This is a genomic window from Rouxiella badensis, from assembly GCF_026967515.2.
Taxonomy (GTDB): Bacteria; Pseudomonadota; Gammaproteobacteria; order Enterobacterales; family Enterobacteriaceae; genus Rouxiella; species Rouxiella badensis.
Genome location: NZ_CP114062.1, coordinates 4,965,991 through 4,986,324, shown reverse-complemented (window position 1 = coordinate 4,986,324; position 20,334 = coordinate 4,965,991). Strand labels below are relative to the sequence as shown.

The 20,334-nt window shown below is 52.1% G+C and carries 18 protein-coding genes; 3 read left to right on the top strand and 15 right to left on the bottom strand.

Annotation, left to right across the window (positions count from 1 at the left end; genetic code table 11):
- Positions 1–38 precede the first annotated feature (38 nt).
- The 15 genes from rnhB to rpsB all read right to left on the bottom strand — a co-directional run bounded on the left by rnhB (position 39) and on the right by rpsB (position 15,430).
- Complete coding sequence (gene rnhB / locus O1V65_RS22990) at positions 39–647, bottom strand: ribonuclease HII (RefSeq protein WP_084913163.1); 609 nt, start codon at positions 645–647, stop codon at positions 39–41.
- Positions 644–1,792, bottom strand: a complete 1,149-nt coding sequence (lpxB, locus tag O1V65_RS22985) for a lipid-A-disaccharide synthase (RefSeq protein ID WP_017491968.1) — start codon at positions 1,790–1,792, stop codon at positions 644–646. Before lpxB ends, rnhB begins: the two co-directional genes overlap by 4 nt.
- A gap of 73 nt (positions 1,793–1,865) precedes the next feature.
- The gene (gene lpxA / locus O1V65_RS22980; protein WP_017491969.1) at positions 1,866–2,654 is read right to left on the bottom strand and encodes an acyl-ACP--UDP-N-acetylglucosamine O-acyltransferase; all 789 of its coding nucleotides are present in this window, start codon (positions 2,652–2,654) and stop codon (positions 1,866–1,868) included.
- Between the two features lie 3 nt (positions 2,655–2,657).
- The gene (fabZ, locus tag O1V65_RS22975) at positions 2,658–3,146 is read right to left on the bottom strand and encodes a 3-hydroxyacyl-ACP dehydratase FabZ (RefSeq protein ID WP_017491970.1); all 489 of its coding nucleotides are present in this window, start codon (positions 3,144–3,146) and stop codon (positions 2,658–2,660) included.
- A gap of 171 nt (positions 3,147–3,317) precedes the next feature.
- Entirely contained in the window at positions 3,318–4,340 is a 1,023-nt protein-coding gene (gene lpxD / locus O1V65_RS22970; RefSeq protein ID WP_269130068.1) for a UDP-3-O-(3-hydroxymyristoyl)glucosamine N-acyltransferase, read from the bottom strand.
- A 2-nt stretch (positions 4,341–4,342) separates the two neighbouring features.
- Positions 4,343–4,843, bottom strand: coding sequence for a molecular chaperone Skp (gene skp, locus O1V65_RS22965; protein WP_017491972.1), 501 nt, complete (start codon positions 4,841–4,843; stop codon positions 4,343–4,345).
- 144 nt (positions 4,844–4,987) lie between these two features.
- Positions 4,988–7,411: an outer membrane protein assembly factor BamA gene (gene bamA, locus O1V65_RS22960; protein WP_017491973.1), complete on the bottom strand. Its 2,424-nt coding sequence runs from the start codon at positions 7,409–7,411 to the stop codon at positions 4,988–4,990.
- 37 nt (positions 7,412–7,448) lie between these two features.
- Positions 7,449–8,804 (bottom strand): sigma E protease regulator RseP, encoded by a 1,356-nt coding sequence (rseP, locus tag O1V65_RS22955; protein ID WP_017491974.1) that lies wholly within the window; start codon positions 8,802–8,804, stop codon positions 7,449–7,451.
- Positions 8,805–8,844: 40 nt separating this feature from the next.
- The gene (gene cdsA, locus O1V65_RS22950) at positions 8,845–9,693 is read right to left on the bottom strand and encodes a phosphatidate cytidylyltransferase (protein WP_017491975.1); all 849 of its coding nucleotides are present in this window, start codon (positions 9,691–9,693) and stop codon (positions 8,845–8,847) included.
- Between the two features lie 9 nt (positions 9,694–9,702).
- On the bottom strand, positions 9,703–10,461 hold the full coding sequence (gene ispU / locus O1V65_RS22945) for a (2E,6E)-farnesyl-diphosphate-specific ditrans,polycis-undecaprenyl-diphosphate synthase (protein ID WP_017491976.1): 759 nt from the start codon (positions 10,459–10,461) through the stop codon (positions 9,703–9,705).
- A gap of 243 nt (positions 10,462–10,704) precedes the next feature.
- On the bottom strand, positions 10,705–11,901 hold the full coding sequence (gene ispC, locus O1V65_RS22940; RefSeq protein ID WP_227989963.1) for a 1-deoxy-D-xylulose-5-phosphate reductoisomerase: 1,197 nt from the start codon (positions 11,899–11,901) through the stop codon (positions 10,705–10,707).
- A gap of 234 nt (positions 11,902–12,135) precedes the next feature.
- Positions 12,136–12,693 (bottom strand): ribosome recycling factor, encoded by a 558-nt coding sequence (frr, locus tag O1V65_RS22935; RefSeq protein WP_017491978.1) that lies wholly within the window; start codon positions 12,691–12,693, stop codon positions 12,136–12,138.
- A 90-nt stretch (positions 12,694–12,783) separates the two neighbouring features.
- Positions 12,784–13,515, bottom strand: coding sequence for a UMP kinase (pyrH, locus tag O1V65_RS22930; protein ID WP_269130067.1), 732 nt, complete (start codon positions 13,513–13,515; stop codon positions 12,784–12,786).
- Between the two features lie 192 nt (positions 13,516–13,707).
- Positions 13,708–14,559 (bottom strand): translation elongation factor Ts, encoded by an 852-nt coding sequence (tsf, locus tag O1V65_RS22925; RefSeq protein ID WP_017491980.1) that lies wholly within the window; start codon positions 14,557–14,559, stop codon positions 13,708–13,710.
- A 145-nt stretch (positions 14,560–14,704) separates the two neighbouring features.
- Positions 14,705–15,430, bottom strand: a complete 726-nt coding sequence (gene rpsB / locus O1V65_RS22920; protein ID WP_017491981.1) for a 30S ribosomal protein S2 — start codon at positions 15,428–15,430, stop codon at positions 14,705–14,707.
- A 410-nt stretch (positions 15,431–15,840) separates the two neighbouring features.
- Here rpsB and map point away from each other — a divergent pair, with 410 nt between their 5' ends.
- From map to dapD, 3 genes are all read left to right on the top strand, one after another.
- Complete coding sequence (map, locus tag O1V65_RS22915) at positions 15,841–16,647, top strand: type I methionyl aminopeptidase (protein ID WP_017491982.1); 807 nt, start codon at positions 15,841–15,843, stop codon at positions 16,645–16,647.
- 108 nt (positions 16,648–16,755) lie between these two features.
- On the top strand, positions 16,756–19,437 hold the full coding sequence (gene glnD, locus O1V65_RS22910; RefSeq protein WP_376783576.1) for a bifunctional uridylyltransferase/uridylyl-removing protein GlnD: 2,682 nt from the start codon (positions 16,756–16,758) through the stop codon (positions 19,435–19,437).
- 57 nt (positions 19,438–19,494) lie between these two features.
- Positions 19,495–20,316, top strand: coding sequence for a 2,3,4,5-tetrahydropyridine-2,6-dicarboxylate N-succinyltransferase (gene dapD, locus O1V65_RS22905; protein ID WP_017491984.1), 822 nt, complete (start codon positions 19,495–19,497; stop codon positions 20,314–20,316).
- The last annotated feature ends 18 nt before the right edge of the window (positions 20,317–20,334 follow it).

The window sequence follows — 20,334 nt, the reverse complement described above, 5'->3', positions numbered from 1 at the left end:
TGTGAAAAAACGGTGTTATCGGTCTATACGACGGCCGCTTAACGCGACAGTAGCGCATCTTCCAACGCACGTCGGACAGGGGCAAAACTGCGCCTGTGGTGAGTGGTCGCGCCCAGGCGTGCCAGCTGTTCGAGATGCGCCGCCGTTGGATAGCCCTTGTGTTTGGCAAAGCCATACTCAGGGAATTCCCTATCCAGCTCAACCATTTCACGGTCGCGAGTAACCTTAGCCAATATAGACGCCGCACTGATTTCTGCAACACGGCTATCGCCTTTTACCACCGCCTGCGAAGGCATTGGCAGTTTCGGGCAACGGTTGCCGTCGATCAGGACGAATTCAGGCGCGATGCCTAATCCCGCCACGGCGCGTTGCATTGCCAGCATGGTGGCATGCAGGATGTTGAGCGCATCAATCTCTTCTGGCTCAGCGCGGCCAAGGCTCCAGGCCAGCGCCTTTTCCTTGATTTCTTCAAACAGAAATTCACGGCGCTTTTCGCTGAGTTTTTTTGAATCGGCCAGACCGGCAATCGGTTTTGACGAGTCCAGAATGACCGCGGCGGTTACCACGGCACCAACCAGAGGGCCGCGTCCGACTTCGTCCACGCCGGCGATGAGATTCGCCTGCGGGTATACAAAAATGTCTGTCATTTTCTTGCCAACTCCATCACCGCCTGCGCCGCCTGCTCGTCGGCATCGCGACGAATGCTTTCATGCAGCGTCAGGAAAGTTTGTTTCAACTGGTGGCTCTTCTCACCGCCCGCCAGCAGCGGCAGCAGTGCAGCCGAAAGTTTGTCAGGTACGCACTCTTCCTGCAGCAGTTCGGTCACGATTTCACGACCGGCCAACAGGTTAGGCAAAGACACGTAAGGCGTTTTTACCAGACGCTTGGCCAGCCAAAAGGTAAACGGCTTCATTCGATAACCGACCACCATCGGACACTTGGCCAGCATGCATTCCAGCGCTGCGGTGCCGGATGCCAGCAGGGCTGCGTCGCTGGCTATCATCGCATTGCGTGCCTGCCCATCGAGCAGGTGTGCCGGTAAATCAGGGGCAATCTCGGCCTTGATACGCTCGAACTGTTCACGGCGTTTGGCGTTAACCAGCGGCACGACGATGTGCAAATCAGGGTAAGTTTGTCGCAATTGCAGCGCCGTTTTCAGGAAATCGGCGCTCAGCATTTCTACCTCGGCATGACGGCTTCCCGGCAGCAACGCCAGACAGTGTACGTCACGAGGAATACCTAAAGTCTCACGCGCCAGCTGTTTGTCAGGATCCAACGGGATCGAGTCTGCCATCGTGTGGCCGATAAAACGGCATGGGACATTAAATTTGTCATAAAACGCTTTTTCAAAAGGCAAGAACGCCAGCACCATGTCGGTGGCTTTACCAATTTTGAAAACGCGTTTTTGTCGCCAGGCCCAGACCGACGGGCTGACATAGTGAATAGTGCGCAAACCGCGCTTTTTGAGGCGGGCTTCGAGCCTGAGATTGAAATCAGGCGCATCGATGCCGACAAACACATCAGGTTTAAGCTCGGCAAAGCGTCGCGTCAGCTCATTGCCGATTTCTAACAGGCGTGGCAGACGCCCAAGCACTTCTACCACGCCCATCACTGCAAGCTCTTCCATTTCGAACCAGGCTTCACAACCTTCTGCCTGCATTAGAGGGCCAGCGACCCCCACAAAGCGCGCATCAGGATAGTGGCCCTTCAGAGCCCGGATCAAGCCCGCCCCCAGAATATCGCCGGATGTTTCGCCGGCAACCAGGCCGATTGTCAGAACGGGCTTTTCCATTTTTTTCTTAAATCCAGTTGTGCTGCTAAATCAGCTCGCCGTGATGAGCGTTTCTTTAATTAACGGTGCTCTGTTAACGAATGATGCCGCGCGTGGAGCGGGCAAAGAAGTCGCTGAACGGCTGCACTGCCGGGAACTCCGCAGCAATAGCTGCAATTTCCGGCTGCGACTCTTCAAGCGTTTTACCGCTGCGATACAATACCTTATAGGCGTTACGAATCGCGTGAAGAGAAGGCTTGTCAAAACCACGACGTTTCAACCCTTCGATATTGATACCGAACGGCGTCGCGTGGTTTCCTTGAGCGATAACAAAAGGAGGTACGTCCTGAGCAACGCCGGAACAGCCGCCAACCATGACGTGTGCACCAATGATGCACCACTGGTGCACGGCGGTCATGCCACCGATGATGGCAAAGTCGTCAACCTGAACGTGACCGCCCAAGGTCGCATTATTAGCAAGAATACAACGATTGCCGACGATGCAGTCATGAGCAATATGGGCATTGACCATCAGCAGGTTATCGCTGCCTACTTTAGTCAGTCCGCCGCCTTGAACGGTACCACGATGAATGGTGACGCTCTCACGAATATTGTTGCGATCGCCCACTTCAACACGTGTAGGTTCACCGGCATATTTCAGATCCTGGTTGATTTCACCGATGGAAACGAACTGAAAAATACGGTTGTCGCGACCAATTTTGGTCACGCCATTCACCACCACATGTGACTTGAGCTCGGTGCCCTCGCCAATTTCGACCTGAGAGCCGATATAGCAGAAAGGCCCGATATGAACGCCTGCACCAATAACAGCACCCTCTTCAACGACAGCGCTAGGGTGAATAAAGGCGGTTTTATCAATCACGGATTATTTCTCCTGACTACGGGCGCACATCATCTCGGCTTCACATACTACGGCACCATCGACTTTCGCCACGCCGGTGAACCAGGTGACACCGCGACGAGTCTTCTTGAACTCGACTTCCAAAACCATGGTGTCGCCTGGAACCACTGGTTTTTTAAAGCGTGCACTGTCGATGCCAGCAAAGTAGTAAAGCTCGCCTGGCTCAAGTCTACCGACGCTTTTAAACGCCAGCAGGCCGGTAGCCTGCGCCATGGCTTCAAGGATCAGAACGCCAGGGAAAATGGGTTTGCTCGGGAAATGTCCCTGGAAGCAAGGCTCATTGAAAGAAACATTTTTAATCGCACGCAGCGTTTTGTGGGGCGTGTATTCAACAACACGGTCTACCAGCAAGAACGGAAAACGGTGCGGAAGCAGCTCAAGTATTTCTCCAATACCAAAACCTTCTACGCTAACTTCTTCATGAGAGTGATCGTTGTGAGTAGGAGTGCTCAAAATACTCGTCCTGTCTAATATTACTGATATCATCAATAGCACGGCCTGCGTGCCCCTCAAAGAGGAGCATTGTGCAGGCCGCAAATAGGGACTAAGAATCGTAAAGACGATGAACAGTGAAACTGAAACATCACATTACTTATTGATTTTTAGTAGTTAATTGTTGGTGAATTAGTCTTCTTCGATTTTACGCTCTACGGCTTTTAAGCGTTTATTCATCTCGTCGATATTCATAACCAACGCGGCAGTCTTACGCCATGCTTTGTTCGGCTGTAACGGAATCCCGGAAGAGTATACCCCAGGTTCGGTAATTGGTCGCATGACCATTCCCATTCCAGTGACAACAGCCCTATCGCAAATTTCCATGTGGCCGTTTATGACGCTGGCACCGCCAATCTGGCAGTAACGCCCAATTTTTAGGCTACCCGCCATAATCACACCACCTGCAACCGCCGTATTGTCTCCAATCACGACGTTGTGTGCAATCTGACATTGATTATCAATGATGACACCGTTACCAATTTGCGTGTCATCAAGGGCACCACGGTCAATCGTGGTACAGGCACCGATCTCAACAGAATCGCCGATAATCACGGTACCAAGCTGAGGGATTTTAACCCAATTGCCGCGATCGTTCGCGTATCCGAAGCCATCTGCACCGATCACCGTACCTGATTGAATCAGACATTTCTGACCAATTTCGACGCGATGATAGATAGAGACATTCGCCCAAATGCGCGTTCCCGCACCAATCTTGGCATTTTTTCCGATGAAACAGCCCGCGCCAATAATAACGCCGTCGCCTAATTCAACACCGGATTCGATCACTGCATTCGCGCCTACCGATACCCCTTGCCCAATTTTTGCTTCAGGAGAGATGACGGCGCTCGGAGCGATGTCTTGTGCAGGCGCAGGCGTAGTATCAAGAATTTGAGCCATGCGTGCATAAGTCAGGTACGGGTTTTTAACCACTAATGCCGCACTTTGGCAAAAGGGCAGATCCGCTTCGGTCAACACTACAGCGCCTGCAAGGCAGGATGCTAACTGTTCACGGTAACGGCTGTTTGATAAAAACGTGATTTGCTCAGAGTGTGCGGAATGCATTGAAGCAATGCCGGTGATGGCGAGTTCGCCATCACCGTGCAATTGTGCATCCAACTGCTGTGCGAGATCAGCCAGTCGAATTGAAGCCATGCTTATTTAACCTGTTTCAGCACTTCGTCAGTGATGTCTTTAGCATCGTTTGATGCATAAGCCAGAGCGTTGGCGTCGATGACGATATCAAGACCGTCTTTTGCTGCAACAGTTTTAACAGCGTCCTGGATACGGCCCAGGATTTTGTTACGTTCTTCAGCCTGACGACGACGATTATCATTGTCAAAAGCCTGAGCTTTTGCAGAGAAATCTTCGCGGTTAGCCATAACTTGTTTTTCAAGTTTGGCGCGGTCAGCGGCTTTCATTGTTGAAGCGTTACGCTGCAGGTTCTGCATCTGAGACTGCAGAGCAGTTTCCTGTGCCTGAAGTGCGGTAGCGCGACCTTTGAATTCGTTTTCAAGCTGTTTAGCAACAGCTTCACGAGCAGGCATTTGTTGGAAAATTTGCTGAACGTTTACAACACCAATTTTATCAGCAGCCTGAACGCTAGCTGAAGCAGCCATAACTAATCCGAGGCCTGCGGCGTATAACCACTTTTTCACTATAAACTCCTTCCATCACCCGTTTGTGCCAGATGGCACAGTCAATTACGCAGAGGGCCTGAGAAGATTATTATCACTCAGGCCCAAGCGATTCTGCTGATTAAGGCTTATACCCTGATACCTGGGGTATAATTCCGTAACAGATTACCACGTTTTACCGATGTTAAACTGGAACTGTTCTGCCTTATCACCTTCATATTTCTTAACCGGCTGTGCATAAGAGAATGACAGAGGTCCCAAAGGAGACTGCCATTGCAATGCCACACCGGAAGAAACACGGATATTACCTGGTTTACTGTAGTCAGGAACACCGGCAGCGATAGTCTCTGGGGTGTTCTCCCAGTTGGTATCCCAAACGGTGCCGCTGTCAACGAACACAGAGGTACGCAGCGAGTTAGCGTATTTGTCACCGACAAATGGCGTAGGAACGATCAGCTCAGCGCTGAGAAGTCCCATCGCGTTACCGCCTACCGCATCACTAGAGTTGTCGATTGGACAATCTTTATATGAGGCTGCACCGGTTGCACAGTTGTAATAAGCCGCTTTAGGACCGATGGTATTCGACTGGAAACCACGGACGCTGCTTGAACCACCGGCATAGAAGTTGTCGTAGAACGGCACTTCTTTGCCACCCAGGCCGTCGGCATAACCGGCGCGGGCACGTCCCATCAGCACCCAGTTATGACTCTGCGTCAGAGGCAGGTAGCTGGTCGCATCGAAGGTGACTTTGTAGTATTCGTTGGTCGAACCTGGCACGGTAACTTTACCCGTCAGGCTGGCTTTACTCCCCGCCGTTGGGAAGAAGCCACGGTCAAGGTCGTTATAACCCCAGCCCAGCGTCAGGAAGAAGTCGTTGGCGCTGTAGGTTGCATCCGAAGTGTTTTCACCGGCCACAACGCTCGGGTTCACACCCACGCTGTTCAGGTAACGGAACATTGCCACCTGCGGTTCCATGTTCGACAGGTCGTTATGGACGTAGTCGAGACCCAGACGCAGGGAGTTGTTTTCGTTAACCGGGAAGCCCAGGTTGCCGCCGATACCGTAGCTCTTGTTGGTGTACTCGGACAGGTCTGCATCATCTGCTTTGAAGTCATTGTAGAAGATGCGACCGCCCAGGCTCACGCCATCAACCGTGAAATACGGGTTGGTCACGGTCAGCTCGGTATAGGTCTGGTAGTCGTTTTTGGTGCCGGTAATGCCTGCCTGATAGCCGGTACCTAACCAGTTATCCTGCTGGACGCCCACCGTGAAGCTCACGCCGCTCTCGGAGCCATAGCCTACGCCAAAGTTGAAGGTACCGGTGTTACGCTCCTTCACTTTGTAAACTACGTCAACCTGATCGGTTGTCCCTGGCACACGTTGGGTTTCGACGTCAACCGTATCGAAATAACCCAGGCGGTTCAGACGATCTTTACCTTTATCGACCAGGTCGCTGCCGAGCCATGAGCCTTCCATCTGGCGCATTTCACGACGCAGCACGCTGTCTTTACTGGTGTCATTGCCTTCGAAACGAACGTGACGGACATAGTAACGGTTACCTGCGTCAACGTTGACGTGCAGGATAACTGTTTTGTCTTTGTCGTTGATTTCAGGCTGCGTGTTCACCGTAGGATACGCATATCCGTAACGGCCAAGCATCGCTTTGATGTCATTTTCGATCTTGGTCACTTTGGCACCGCTGTAAAGCTCGCCATTGTTGATTTTGCTCAGGCTTTCGATTTCAGCCGAGTGACCCTGCATGTTGCCCGCAACTTGCACACCGGTGACTTTGTACTGATCGCCTTCGTGGATGTTCAGGGTGATGTAGATCCCCTTCTTGTCCGGCGTCAAACTGACCTGAGTCGAGTCGATGTTAAAGCGCGCGTAACCGCGATCGAGGTAGTAGCTGCGAAGGGTTTCCAGGTCACCGGAAAGCTTCTGCTTCTGATATTTACGATCCCCAATAACGTTCCACCACGGCACTTCGTCGCGCAGCTGGAACTGAGAAACTAATTGATCGGTGCTGAAAGCGTGATTACCGACGATGTTGATCTGCTGAATTTGCGCAGAGACACCTTCGGTAAAGACCAGTTTCAGGTCGACGCGGTTGCGAGGCAGAGGCGTTACAACGGCTTTAACAGACGCGCTGTATTTACCTACGCTGTAGTAGAAGTCTTCCAGACCCTTTTCGATATTGGAGACCTGGGTACGGTCAAGCGCTTCGCCAACCCGGACGCCAGAGGCCTCAAGGTTTTGTTTCAGCATGTCATCTTTCACGGCTTTGTTGCCGGAGAAGGTGATGCTGGCGATAGTCGGGCGCTCTTTGACTTGAACAATCAGCGTGTCACCATCGCGCAGGACGCGAACGTCCTCAAAGTTGCCTGTGGCAAACAATGCACGAATGGTATTACTGATATCATCGTCGGTGACTGTATCCCCTACGCGAACCGGCATATTGAGTAACGCCGCACCGACGGCAACGCGCTGCAGGCCTTCGAAATGAATATCCTTCACTACGAATCCATCTGCACCGTATACGGTTGCGCTGCCAAACAGCAGCGACGCTATGAGCAACTTTTTGATCGCCATCGTTGTTATGCGTTCTTCCTAACCTAATCCCCAGCCGTTAAAGACGGGAGAAATCATTGAAAAGTGCAAGCCCCATTAATAACACCAGCAATACAGAGCCAATGCGATAACTGAAGTCCTGAACTCGCTCGGAAACTGGCCCACCCTTTAGCTTTTCTATTGCCAGAAACAGCAGGTGACCCCCATCTAACACCGGTAATGGGAACAGATTGATGATACCGAGATTGACACTTATCAATGCCAAAAACATCAGGTAATACACAAATCCATATTCAGCTGATAAACCTGCACCCTGTGCGATGGAAATAGGGCCACTCAAATTATTCAGCTTCACATCACCGGTTATTAACTTGCCCAGCATATTGACCGTTAATTTCATGAGTTGCCAGGTTTTATCCCCAGCTTCATAAAACGCCACAAACGGACCATACTGGCGAATCGTTTTATACTCGTCAGGCAGTGGAATAATTTTTGGGACCACGCCGGCAAAACCCTGCGCCTGTCCCTTACCCACTGATTTAGTGTCTGGTATTAGCGTTAAGTTCACAGGTTGCCCATTGCGCTCGATTTCCAACGCCATCGACTTGCCCGGATTATCGCGTACCTGAATGGCAAAAGCTTGCCAACTTACTAAAACCTGACCATCAACTTTAACTATCCTGTCGCCCGCTTGCAAACCTGCCTTCTGCGCAGCGGAGTCAGCCTGCACCTGAGCCAGAATAGATTCTATCTGCGGACCACGGGGAATAATACCCAGTGATACAACAGGATCCTGCTTTTCCGGGTCGAAGTGCCACGCCGTGAGATCAAGCTGTTTTACAACAACTTGAGACGAGCCAAAGGGGGCAATCCCGACGGTAGTTTTCGCGTCTCCAATTTCGCCGATCAACGCCATGCGAACTGAATCCCAATCAGGCGTTTCGATACCATCAACGGACTTAAGTTCCATTCCGGGCAAAATATTGGACTGTGCGGCAATAGAATGTGGGGCGATTTCGCCGACGACCGGGCGCAGGCTCGGGACGCCGATAATGAAGACCAGCCAGTAGGCGAAAACGGCAAAGATGAAGTTAGCGATGGGGCCGGCACTGATGATGGCCGCGCGCTGCCAGACGGTTTTGTTATTGAAGGACTGATGACGATATTCGGGGGCGACTGCCTCAACGCGCTCATCGAGCATTTTGACGTAGCCGCCCAGCGGGATCATGGCCAACACGTATTCCGTTCCCTGCTTGTCGGTGCGGCGGAAAATAGCGCGCCCAAAACCGACAGAGAAACGTTCAACGCGAACGCCACAGCGACGAGCAACCCAGAAATGGCCGAATTCGTGCACGGTGATTAGCACCCCCAATGCAACAATAAAGGCGGCCAGGCTCCAGAGTATGTTCATCATAATCCCAACTATTCCTTAAAAACTGCCGCAGGCATAAAGGTTAATACACCAACAGCATGAGACAAGCAAAAACCGGCACCGCAGCGGTCAGGCTGTCGATACGGTCCATGATGCCGCCATGGCCGGGTATTAAGTTACCGCTGTCTTTAATCCCTGCTTCACGTTTGAACATGCTTTCGGTCAGATCGCCAAGAACCGATGCCAACGTCGCAATGACGGAGCAAATCAACAGGGTTGCCGGTGCAACGTTCAACGGTACATAACGACCAAACAGCCATGATATCAAAGCCGAGGTCAACAGACCGCCAATCAACCCTTCCCAGGTTTTACCTGGCGAGACTTTCGGGGCCAGCTTGTGCTTACCAAACAGCTTGCCAAACATGTAGGCACCAGAGTCGGCACCCCATACCAGCAGCATCACGTAGAGCAGCCACCAGGCGCCGTTGTAATGGTTTTCAGCGTAGCCGTAAAGGCGCAGCGACAGCATACCCCAGAAGAACGGAACAATGGTCAATAAACCGAAAATCAGCTTCAACGGACGTGAGTTACGCCACGCTGCGGCAGAACCGGGATACAAAACGACCAAAATAAACGCTGCAATCCACCAGGCTAGCGACAGCCAGAGCGAGCCACTAATCTGAATCAGATGAACAGACTGCTGATAAGCCGGAAGACTTAGCATCATGGCGGCAAGCAGGAAGCCGCAGAGAATAGCTAACCACACGCGCTGGGTGCGTGATTTAAATCCGGCAAACTGGCCCCACTCCCACGCTGCTAACATGCAAACGACGATAGTGACGACGGCAAAGCCGACGGGCGGCAGTAAAAATAGAGCGGCGATGACAATGGGAATCAAAATCAAAGCTGTGATAATGCGATACTTCAGCAAAAGTTCTCCCTAGGACGCATTGGCGCCGATAGGTGTAGTCCCCCCGAAGCGACGCTCGCGTTGTGCAAAAGCATTCAGCGCACCTTCAAAGACATTTTCATCAAAATCCGGCCAGAGGACGTCGGTAAAGTAAAGCTCTGCATAGGCAATCTGCCACAGCAAAAAGTTACTGATACGATGTTCCCCACCGGTTCGGATAACAAGATCGACGGGTGCCAGTTCGCTCATACAGACCGATGCACCTAACGCCTCTTCCGTGATTTGGTCCGCCCGCAGTGTACCAGCTTCAACCTGGCCTGCCAGCTTCTTTACGCCTTCAATAATATCCCATCGCCCACCGTAATTGGCAGCAATGTTTAGCGTAAGCCCATCGTTATTTTGTGTCAGCGTTTCCGATTTACGGATCATGTCCTGCAAACGTGAGCTAAAACGGCTGACGTCGCCGATAACCCGTAAGCGGACATTGTGTTTATGCAAACTTTTTACTTCACTGCTTAACGCACGGACAAAAAGCTCCATCAAAGCAGAAACTTCCTGAATCGGGCGATTCCAGTTCTCACTACTGAAGGCATAAAGCGTGAGCGCATCAAGGTGATGGCTTGCAGCAAAGCTGACAGCCTTGCGAACGGACTTTACTCCCGCTTTATGACCAAAGACCCGCATTTTTCCCTGGCGTTTCGCCCAACGGCCATTTCCATCCATAATAATGGCAACATGGCGCGGTAGCAGACAAGTTGTATCAGTCATTTGTTGATTCTCGAGCGACATAACCCGTACTCTTTCCCTTCAGCTAGAATTAACGACGTCACCTGTAAACCCTGCATTCGCGTGCATGATGAAGCGTGCGCGTAAAAAAGCCGTGAACCCTATCAGGCACGGCTTCACCTGACTACCAACGTACTTAAAAATGAGTAGTACGGCCATGAAACGCAATTTCGCGTCGTCAGGAGGCGCAGACTATATCATTTCAACGTTGTTCGAACAAACGACCTCATTCATTGACGTATAATTTTACAGAGTAAATGACTGTAATAACAATGATGCGGCCTCTCTCGCAGAGCGGTCTATTTCCAAAACCTCTTCTACGCAGCTTGGCTCTCCGGGCAAAGTTTTATCCATGACCCGATGATTGAGTTTGGCAATATCGGTAAAGCGAATTTTCCCCGCCAGGAATGCAGCAACCGAAATTTCATTAGCGGCATTGAGCGCCGTGGTTGCAGCCTGACCAGTACGGCTGGCCTCGATGGCCAATTTTAGACACGGATAACGCTCGTAGTCTGGCTCGCTGAAAGTCAATGCGCCCATTTTGCAGAAATCCAGAGGCTCAACGCCCGCAGCAACACGCTGTGGATACGCCATGGCGTGGGCGATTGGCGTACGCATATCCGGCGAACCCAGTTGAGCTAATACGCTGCCGTCGATGTAGCGCACCATCGAGTGAATCATCGACTGTGGGTGAATGATGACTTCCATCTGCTCCGCCGAAGCGTTAAACAGCCAGCGAGCCTCAATATACTCCAGACCTTTGTTCATCATTGTGGCCGAGTCGACAGAAATTTTCCGACCCATTGACCAATTTGGATGCGCGCAGGCGCGTTCAGGCGTCACGTCGGCGAACTCTGACAGCGGCAGTTCACGGAAAGGCCCACCCGAACCGGTCAGAATAATGCGCGACACGCCGTTGTCTTGCAGAGATGCGTAACCCAGCTGTTGCTGAATAGTTTCCGGCAGGCTCTGAAAAATCGCGTTATGTTCGCTGTCGATGGGCAACAGCTGACTTTTATTTTCACGTACTGCATCCATGAAGATGCGACCGCAGGTCACCAGCGACTCTTTGTTTGCCAACAGAACGCGTTTACCGGCTTTGACGGCGGCAAGCGTCGGCAACAGGCCGGCGGCACCGACGATGGCAGACATGACTTGATCAACCTCATCCAGCGCGGCCAGTTCGCAGGCGGCATTCACGCCCGACATGACCTGCGTCTTGCTCCCCTGCTCTTTTAGAATCTCTCTCAGCGCAGCGGCCGATCTTTCATCCGCCATTGAGGCGTACAAAGGAGAGAACTCGAGACACTGCTCGGCCATGACCTGAACATTGTTTCCTGCGACCAGCGCACGCACGGCAAAGGCCTCAGGGTTGGACCGCACGACGCAAAGCGTGCTAATGCCAACAGAACCTGTTGAGCCAAGGATAGTCAGTTGCTTCATGAAGGTACTCAATATAGCGAAAGTCATTATCGGAGGTGACACAGTCTGTTACTCATTCAGCCACTTGTCTATCAGATTCAAGCACCAAATTTCATGTGTCACAACGACGGGATAGGGCCCATTTTATTGATTAATACTTAATTTACAATTAACTGTAGGGCTTTTATAAGAAATGTTTTTTCAAAAAAATAAAGCGCCGCATTTGCGACGCTTCAGGTAATACGCAGAGATAGATTAGAAATCCATCAACTCGGCTTCTTTATCAGCCAGCGCTTTGTCTACCGCTTTGATATACGTATCAGTCATTTTCTGAATGTCGTCTTGGGAACGGCGATCTTCGTCTTCGCTGATCTCTTTGTCTTTCAGGAGTGCTTTCACTTTATCGTTAGCGTCACGGCGAACGTTACGCACAGAAACACGACCCTGCTCGGCTTCACCGCGCACGATTTTGATCATGTCTTTACGACGCTCTTCCGTCAGCGGAGGCAGTGGAACACGGATAACGCTACCGGCAGACATCGGGTTCAGACCCAGGTCGGACGCCATGATAGCTTTCTCTACCGCTGCGCTAACGGAACGGTCGAATACGGTAACAGCCAGGGTATGTGCATCTTCTGCAACAACGCTTGCCAACTGACGCAGCGGAGTGGAAGAGCCATAGTAGTCGACATGGATACCATCAAGAATGCTTGGCTGTGCACGACCGGTGCGGATTTTGCTGATGTTATTTTTGAATGCTTCTACGCATTTTGACATGCGGGTATCAGCATCTTTTCTGATTTCATTAATCACGTTGCGAACCTTTGGAAACGGGTTACTTGGCAGACCATAACTTTATTATAGTCCGTGAATATTCAAAACGGTCTTCTAATAAACGACAGGTTACTCGCCGCTGGAGATGAGCGTACCTTCGTTCTCACCCATGACGACGCGGCGCAGAGCGCCTGGTTTGTTCATGTTGAAAACGCGAATCGGCAGGTTGTGGTCGCGAGCCAGCGTGAAGGCAGCAAGGTCCATGACTTTCAATTCTTTTTCAAGCACGTCCTGGTAAGTCAGGTGATCGAACATGGTCGCCTCCGGGTGTTTAACCGGATCGGCAGAGAAGACGCCGTCAACTTTGGTGGCCTTGAGAACCACGTCAGCTTCGATTTCGATCCCGCGCAAACAGGCCGCAGAATCTGTAGTGAAGAATGGATTGCCGGTACCGGCTGCAAAGATTACGACACGATTGTTACGCAGCAGGCTAATGGCTTCTGCCCAGCTGTAGTTGTCGCAAACGCCGTTAAGCGGAATCGCAGACATGAGGCGCGCATTCACATAGGCACGGTGCAGTGCATCACGCATTGCCAGACCATTCATTACGGTGGCCAGCATTCCCATGTGGTCGCCTACGACGCGATTCATTCCAGCTTGAGCAAGACCAGCACCGCGGAACAGGTTCCCGCCGCCAATCACAACACCCACCTGGATGCCCAGCTCAACCAGCTCTTTCACTTCCTGTGCCATGCGATCCAAAACGCTCGCATCGATACCAAAACCTTCACTGCCCTGCAGGGCTTCGCCACTGAGTTTTAGCAGGATACGCTGATAAACGGGTTTCGCATTGGTAGCCATGGTGTCTGTCCTAAGAAGCAATGTGTCGTAATGGGATGGTCGTTTTTTTTGCATCACAAGTCCTGTGATGTCATCAGACATCAACTTATCTGCCTGATTAAACTAGTAGAGGATAACCTCTGAGGTATTTTTTAAGGCCGGATAAAACGGAACCGCCAGTTTCAGCGGTTCCATTTTTACATCAATCCAGCATTAAGACTGTTTGCTCATTGCAGCAACTTCTGCAGCAAAGTCAGTCTCAGCTTTCTGGATGCCTTCACCCACTTCAAAGCGAATGAAGTTAGTCACGTCAGCGTTGTGCTCTTTCAGAACCTGAGCAACTGATTTGCTTGGGTCGATAACGAAAGGCTGACCCGTCAGAGAAACTTCGCCGGTGAATTTCTTCATGCGGCCTTCAACCATTTTCTCTGCAATTTCTTTTGGCTTGCCAGACTGCATCGCGATGTCCAGCTGAACCTGGTACTCTTTTTCTACAACTTCAGCAGACACGTCTTCTGGCTTAACGAATTCTGGCTTGCTTGCAGCAACGTGCATAGCGATTTGCTTAACCAGGTCTTCTTCAGCGCCAGTAGCAGCAACCAGAACACCGATGCGAGCACCGTGCAGGTAGCTACCCAGAACGTCGCCTTCCAGTGCAGCGATACGGCGAATGTTGATGTTCTCACCGATCTTAGCAACCAGAGCAACACGCTCTTCTTCGAACTGAGCTTTCAGTACTTCAACGTCAGTGATTTTGCCTGCGAAAGCAGCATCCAGCACTTTGTCAGCGAAAGCCTGGAAACCACCATCTTTAGCAACGAAGTCAGTCTGGCAGTTAACTTCCAGGATCAGACCGTAGTTGCCTTCGACTTTAGTTTTGATCACGCCGTCAGCAGCTACGTTGCCTGCTTTCTTAGCAGCTTTGATCGCGCCAGATTTACGCATGTTTTCAATTGACAGCTCGATGTCGCCGTTAGCTTCAACCAGCGCTTTCTTACAATCCATCATGCCAGCGCCAGTACGTTCGCGCAGTTCTTTTACCAGGGCAGCGGTAATATCAGCCATTGTAGTTTCCTCGATTATCCCAGTGCAAAAAGGCTTTTGCATTGAGATATTTCTCGCATTTAAGATAAGCAAAGGGGGCCAATTAAGGCCCCCTAACCAACATATTCAATACCTGGTTAATAAGGGCTGCTGTGAGCCTTCCTTATTATTCAGCTTCTACGAAGCTTTCTTCTGCCTGAACAGCCAGATCTTGAGAACGGCCTTCACGAACAGTGGCAGCAACGGCGCTCAGGTACAGATTTACTGCACGGATTGCGTCATCGTTACCAGGGATAACGAAGTCAACGCCATCTGGATCAGAGTTGGTATCAACAATAGCGAATACCGGGATACCCAGGTTGTTAGCTTCTTTGATTGCAATGTGTTCGTGGTCGGCATCGACAACAAACAGTGCATCAGGAAGACCACCCATATCCTTGATACCGCCCAGGCTATTTTCCAGCTTCGCAAGCTCGCGAGTACGCATCAGAGCTTCTTTTTTGGTCAGCTTTTCGAAAGTGCCGTCTTGTGATTGGATTTCCAGATCTTTCAGACGTTTGATGGACTGACGAACAGTTTTCCAGTTAGTCAGCATGCCGCCCAACCAGCGATGGTTCACGAAGAACTGGTCGCAGTTGTTTGCAGCGTCTTTTACCGCTTCGCTTGCTGCGCGTTTGGTACCAACGAACAGGATCTTACCTTTACGGGAAGAAATCTTGGTCAACTCAGCCAGAGCTTCGTTGAACATTGGTACAGTCTTCTCAAGGTTGATGATGTGAACCTTGTTACGAGCGCCGAAGATGAATGGCTTCATTTTCGGGTTCCAGTAACGGGTTTGGTGACCGAAGTGTACACCAGCCTTGAGCATGTCGCGCATGGAAACAGTTGCCATGATAAAACCTCTATAGTAAATGTTTGGGGTTATGCCTCCACGTATCCCATGCAACCGACCCCGTAAAAAGCCATCCGAAGAAGGCGATTCCAGAGCACCCCGGCGCAGGTGTCGATACGTGTGTGTTATTACTTATTGAATGAATAATAAGTACACAAATGAGTGAGTATTTGGCTCATCCACCTTTTGTCTGCAAAGACAATACAGTGATTGCCGGCGCGCTTTATACCATAAATCACGGTAAGAAACCAACTAAACTTACACAAAGGCGCGGCGGTAGAATGATAATTTGGCAGCTCAGAACTGGGCTGATACCATAAGACCTAGCTAATTATTGACGACCCGCAGGCATAAATAAAGGCTGTTTAAACCAGGCTCGTCAAAAAACTCGACACCAGCAGGATTCTTTCATGGCAATTTCAATCAAAACACCTCAAGACATCGAAAAAATGCGCGTGGCCGGACGCCTCGCCGCAGAAGTGCTGGAGATAATCGAGCCACACGTCAAACCTGGCGTCACCACGGCTGAGCTTGACCGTATCTGCCACGAGCATATTACTGTGAAGCAGCAGGCAATTCCGGCCTGTCTGGGCTATCACGGCTTCCCGAAATCAGTGTGTATTTCCATTAATGAAGTCGTCTGCCACGGCATTCCTTCCGATGACCGTGTTCTCAAAGACGGTGACATCGTGAACATCGACGTGACCGTGATTAAAGACGGCTTCCACGGTGACACCTCGACCATGTTTATCGCCGGCAAGCCGACCATTCTCGGCGAGCGCCTGTGCCGCGTGACCCAAGAGAGCCTGTATCTGGCGCTGAAGATGGTCAAGCCGGGTATTCGCCTGCGTTCACTAGGTAAGGCGATTCAGCAGTTCGTCGAAGGTGAGAAATTCTCCGTGGTGCGCGAATACTGCGGCCATGGCATCGGTGAAGGCTTCCACGAAGAGCCACAGGTGCTGCACTATGATGCAGACGACGGCGGCGTGGTTCTCCAACCGGGCATGGCATTTACCATCGAGCCGATGGTAAACGCCGGTGACTATCGAATTCGCAGCATGAAAGACGGCTGGACCGTGAAAACCAAAGACCGCAGCCTGTCTGCGCAGTATGAGCACACGCTCGTCGTGACCGACAACGGTTGTGAAATCATGACCCTGCGTAAGGATGAGACTATCCCCAACGTCCTGACGCACGAAACCACGGCGGCGAACTAATCCCGAAGAATGCATACAGGCCGGCTATTTTTGCCGGCTTTTTTATCAGAGTGTCCTGTCGTCTTATTTTATAAATCCGTGGGCTACGCACTTATGTCTGATTCGTTTCTGTCTAAAAACCTTATTCATCTGGCTCTGCCGCTGCCGGTCGAGATAACTCGCGCGTTTCCCGATAAGCCCCCTTCACCCTCCTCCTATGCCGATGAAGAGCTGAACCGTCAGTCTCTAAAACAGCACATGGATGAATTCCAGCTTTGGCTGGCAGAGGCGTTTAACTGCGGGCAACGCGTTGAAGAGCTGGTTGCCGCGCGCGCGCTTTACATCGACCAGATGCTGCAACGCCTGTGGATTTTCTACGGCTTCGATAAAATCCCCGAGACGGCGATGGTGGCAGTTGGCGGCTACGGGCGCGGCGAGCTGCATCCGCTGTCGGATATCGACGTCTTGGTGCTGAGCCAGAAACGCCTCAACGACGACCAGGCGCAGCGCATCGGTGAACTGATTACCCTGCTGTGGGATCTCAAGCTCGAAGTGGGTCACAGCGTGCGCACGCTGGAAGAGTGCATGCTCGAAGGCCTTGCCGACCTCACCGTGGCAACCAACCTCATTGAGTCGCGTCTGGTCTGTGGCGACGTCGCCCTGTTCCTGAACATGCAAAAGCATATCTTTAGCGACGGATTTTGGCCCTCTCCGACCTTCTTTCGCGCAAAAATCGACGAACAGAACGAACGTCATCAACGTTATCACGGCACCAGCTATAACCTTGAGCCGGATATTAAGAGCAGCCCAGGCGGACTGCGCGACATCCATACCCTGCTGTGGGTCGCTCGCCGCCACTTTGGCGCAACGTCGCTCGACGAAATGGTCAGCTTCGGCTTCCTGACCAAGGCCGAACGCAACGAAATCAACGAATGCCAGAGCTTTCTGTGGCGTATTCGCTTCGCCCTGCACCTGATCCTTAACCGCTACGATAACCGCCTGCTGTTCGACCGCCAGCTCAACGTTGCCCAACTTTTGCAGTATCAGGGCGAAGGCAACGAGCCGGTCGAGCGGATGATGAAAGACTTCTATCGCATGACGCGCCGCGTCGGCGAGTTGAATCAGATGCTGCTGCAACTGTTTGACGAGGCGATTCTGGCCATTGGCCCGAACGAGAAACCGCGTCCGCTGGACGACAACTTCCAGCTGCGCGGTGACCTGATTGACGTACGCGACGAGACGCTGTTTGACCGCGAGCCGCAGGCGATCATCAGTATGTTCTACCTGATGGTGCGCCACCGCGAGATAAAAGGCATTTACTCGACCACCGTGCGTCTGCTGCGCCGTACGCGCCGCCACCTTCAAACGCCGCTGTGCATGATTCCCGAAGCTCGGGAGATTTTCATGGCAATCCTGCGCCACCCTGGCGCGGTCAGCCGTGCACTGGTGCCAATGCATCGCCACAGCGTGCTGTGGGCCTATATGCCACAGTGGGGGCTGATTGTCGGTCAGATGCAGTTCGACCTGTTCCACGCTTATACCGTCGATGAGCACACCGTACGCGTGCTGCAAAAACTCGAAAGCTTTGCTGATGAGAACACCCGTCCGCGTCATCCGCTTTGCGTCGATCTCTTTCCTCGTCTGCCGCAGCCTGAGCTGTTGCTGATGGCCGCACTGTTCCACGACATCGCCAAAGGTCGCGGTGGCGATCACTCGGTGCTGGGTGCGCACGACGCACAGGAATTCGCCGAGCTGCACGGCCTGAGCTCGAACGACAGCCAGCTGGTTTCATGGCTGGTGCGCTGCCATCTGCTGATGTCGGTCACGGCTCAACGTCGTGATATTCAGGATCCGAACGAAATTCAGCAGTTCGCCGCTGAAATGCAGACCGAGAATCGCCTGCGTTACCTGGTCTGCCTGACCGTGGCCGATATCTGCGCCACCAACGAGACCCTATGGAACAGCTGGAAGCAAAGCCTGATACGCGAGCTCTATTTCGCGACAGAGAAACAGCTGCGTCGCGGCACCCAAAACACGCCGGACCTGCGCGAGCGCGTGCGCCATCATCGTCTGCAAGCGTTGGCGCTCCTGCGCATGGACAACATCGACGAAGAGAAGCTGCACCATATCTGGAGCCGTTGCCGCTCCGACTATTTCCTGCGCCATACGCCGAACCAGTTGGCCTGGCACGCGCGTCATCTGCTCGACCATGATTCGACCAAACCTCTGGTGCTGGTCAGCCATCAGGCTACGCGTGGCGGCACCGAGATCTTCATCTGGAGTCCGGACAAACCCTACCTGTTTGCCGCCGTGGCCGGTGAGCTTGACCGACGCAACCTGAGTATCCACGACGCGCAGATCTTCACCAACCGCGACGGGATGGCGATGGACACCTTTATTGTGCTGGAGCCGGACGGCAAGCCGCTGGCACAGGACCGTCACGAAACGACGCGCTTTGCGCTCGAGCAGGCGATGCTACAGGCTTATCAACCGCCACGCGCGCGCCGTCCGTCGTCAAAACTGCGTAATTTCAGCGTGCCGACCGAGGTCAGCTTCCTGCCGACGCATACCGATCGCAAAACCTATATGGAACTGGTCGCGCTTGACCAACCCGGGCTGCTGGCGCGTGTCGGTGAGGTGTTCTCGGATCTTGGGCTGTCGCTGCACGGTGCGAGAATCTCTACCATTGGCGAACGCGTAGAGGACTTGTTTATCCTCGCCAACAGCGAACGCCGGGCATTAGACAAGCAAACACGTCGAGAAATTGAGCGAAGATTAACTGAGGTGCTCAACCCGTTCGATAAAGTATGATACAAGTAACGCTTGGCTTTTTTTCTTTCAACATCACTATCAGATAAAGAGAACAGTATGGAATTACAAACCGTCATTGAGCAGGCATTCGAACGCCGTGCAGACATCACTCCGACTAACGTTGACAGCGAAACACGCGACGCCGTTAACCAGGTTATCAGCAAGATCGACAGCGGCGAACTGCGCGTTGCCGAGAAGATTGATGGCGAATGGGTTACGCATCAGTGGCTGAAGAAGGCGGTACTGCTCTCTTTCAGAATCAATGACAATGAAGTGATGGAAGGCGCGGAAAACCGCTTCTACGACAAAGTTCCAATGAAATTTGCCGACTACGACGAAGCGCGCTTCAAGCGTGAAGGTTTCCGCGTAGTGCCTCCTGCTGCCGTACGTAAAGGTTCTTTCATCGCTCGCAACGTGGTGCTGATGCCTTCTTACGTTAACATCGGCGCCTACGTTGATGAAGGCACCATGGTTGATACCTGGGCCACCGTGGGTTCTTGCGCGCAGATCGGTAAAAACGTTCACCTGTCCGGCGGCGTAGGCATCGGCGGCGTTCTGGAGCCACTGCAGGCTAACCCGACCATCATCGGCGACAACTGCTTCATCGGCGCACGTTCAGAAATCGTTGAAGGCGTCATCGTTGAAGACGGCTGCGTAATCTCAATGGGCGTTTACATTGGTCAGAGCACCAAGATTTATGACCGCGAAACCGGCGAAGTTCACTACGGTCGTGTGCCAGCAGGTTCGGTGGTTGTTTCCGGCAACCTGCCTTCTAAAGACGGTAAATACAGCCTGTACTGTGCTGTTATCGTGAAAAAGGTTGATGCAAAAACCTTAGGCAAAACCGGTCTTAATGAGTTATTACGTTCTATCGACTAAACTGAAGAAGCGGGTTAA